We start from the raw sequence: 2,455 nt of genomic DNA on the forward strand, positions 1-2,455 counted from the left end.
TCTTCAAATCCTAGTTTTTCATTTTTTTCTACTTCGTTTACATACGCTGCTTGTCCTTTTTCTATTTCGTATGATTTTGGTAGTAATTTTGCAACTTCTTCTGGTAAGGTTTTTCCATCTGCTGACTGGAATTTATAGTTAACATCATATGGTATAGTTAAAGTAAACTGAATGTTTTCATTATTTTTGTCATTTTTTAACGCAAAATCTTTTCCTTTTTCTGATTGAAGAGAATCCCAGCTCATAAATAATTTTTCTAAATCTGTTGCATTAGCTCCGTCTTTAGGGTCATATTTTATTCCGCCATAAACTTTTCCGTTATTGTCTTTATAATCTCTATATATTTCTTCTAATGCAAAAGTTTCTCTTAAAAGTGAAGTTATATTTGATCTTGATTTATATTCTTCACTAGATAATTTATCTATAATTTGTGTACTGTCATTTTCATTACTGTAACTGTGACGGATTTTACTAATTTTTTCTGTAATAGGACGGATTTCGTCTATTAATTTTTTATTATCTTGTAAGTATTTTAAATCCGCTTTTTGTTTTTGCTCCCATTTTTCTTTCCATTCGTTTAATCTTTGTAATGATTTTTTTTCTTTTTCATTTATAGTTTTATTTTTTTCTTTTTCTTTTAATTTTTTATAATTTTCTTCTTGTGTTTTTATACGTTCAGCATCACTTTTAACCTTATAATCATAATCTCCTACAAGACCACCAAAAGTATTTCCTAAGATATAAACTTCACCTGCTAATGTTTTGGCATATTCTTTTTTATTTTTTCTTATAAAATCATCTCCACCGTCATGTTGGTATATTCTATTATATAGATTTTTTGTTATCATATCGAAATGATTTTCAGGAAAAACAAAATCTTCTTCATTTGATTGGTCTATTGTGTATGGGGTAAAATTATCATATCTACTTACTTTTTTTTGAAATTCTTCTTTTCCTTGACTCCATTTTACCAATTTATCTCTATATTCTTTCACTTCTTTAGCAAGTTCTTTTAGCTCATTTACTGTTTTTATATGGGCATCTCTATTTTTTATATATTCCTCATATTCTTTTGGTAATATTTTTTGAAATTTTTCTATTTTTTCAGGATGTGCCATGTAATCATATTCCATTCCGCTTAAACGAGGGTCGTAGTGAGCTGCTGTTATTCTGTCCATTTTATAATTTCCATAAACTTTACCACGGACAGTTAATGTATCTCCTTTTTTTGCTCTTTTTGCTTCATCATTATTTTTTGTATCAAATTTTACATTTGGAATATCTATTTTTAATATCTTATCCATACTATTAAGAGCATAATCTAGTTCTTTTACTATATATATTTTATTTTCTTTTTTTGCTTTAAGCATTACTGGATCAACAAAATCCATAGTTACTGTTAGCTCTTTGTCGGTAGATTCTACTTTTGATATTTTAAAAATATCTTCTCCTGCTTTATTTTTTGCCCCTATTAATTTAATATTATCCATTGTAGGTTTTTTATCAAAGTACATTTTATCATCAAGAGTAAATTTTAACACAAAGGTACTGCTTGGATTAATTATTCTTCCATAAGGCCACCCTATAGTCGCAAATCCCATTGCTTCTTTTATAACATTTACATCTAATGTCCCTGTGAATGTTATAGTGTCGTTTAATTTAGCTTTTTTTATTTCGCTATCTTCTGAATCCTCTCCTATTAAAATATCTCCTTGTACGTGAGTAAGTCTTTTATATTCATCTTTTTCGCATTTATCTCTCGAAGGATCATTTTCACATTTAAAACCAATCATAAATTTTACCATTTCTTTTAAATCATTATATCCTTCAGGTACATTCAATATATTATCCTCACTTTGATTTTGAACTACCTCTTCTGCTTTTGCATTAAAAGAATTCATAGGACAAACTATAGTAAATACTGCAGAACTCATACACAATAATTTCTTAAATCTTTTCATTTTTTTCTCCTTTTTTATCTTTATTTTAATTTTTTGTTAAATTATAAAATATATTCTTATTATAATTTTTTAATTATCTTTATTTTGGTGTTTTTCTTCTTCATTATATAATATATTCTTATATTAATCAAACTTTGTTTTTTTGTTTCATGTGAAACTTTTTAATAGTGTTCTTTGTTGTTTTATGTTGATTTAAAGTTTCTTTCAATTTGTAAATTTTAAAATTATTTCTTTTTTTCTTGGTATGTTGTTTTTTTATAAAAAAAACTAATCCTCTTTTGTTAGTTTTAAACCTAACTTTAGAGGATCAGTTCTTTGTTATTTTTTTTCTTATTCTTTTTTTATAATTTTTTATAGTTTAATTTATTTTTTTACTTTAATTAATACACGCTCCGTCTGTGTCTATATAGTAACCGTCTGGTGTGATTGTGTCTACTAACATATAACCATTAATGTCGAAATAGTACCATTTTCCACCTATAATTTCCCACTCG

General features: G+C 26.0%; 1 protein-coding gene and 1 pseudogene. Both read right to left on the bottom strand.

Annotation, left to right across the window (positions count from 1 at the left end; genetic code table 11):
- On the bottom strand, positions 1 to 1,961 hold a 1,961-nt coding region (locus HMPREF1871_RS04185; RefSeq protein ID WP_066130381.1), incomplete at its 3' end, for a hypothetical protein.
- 376 nt (positions 1,962 to 2,337) lie between these two features.
- A pseudogene (locus HMPREF1871_RS06505) lies at positions 2,338 to 2,455 on the bottom strand (nucleoside triphosphate hydrolase); the annotation flags it as partial.

The sequence above is a fragment of the Gemelliphila asaccharolytica genome, from assembly GCF_001553005.1.
GTDB lineage: Bacteria > Bacillota > Bacilli > Staphylococcales > Gemellaceae > Gemelliphila > Gemelliphila asaccharolytica.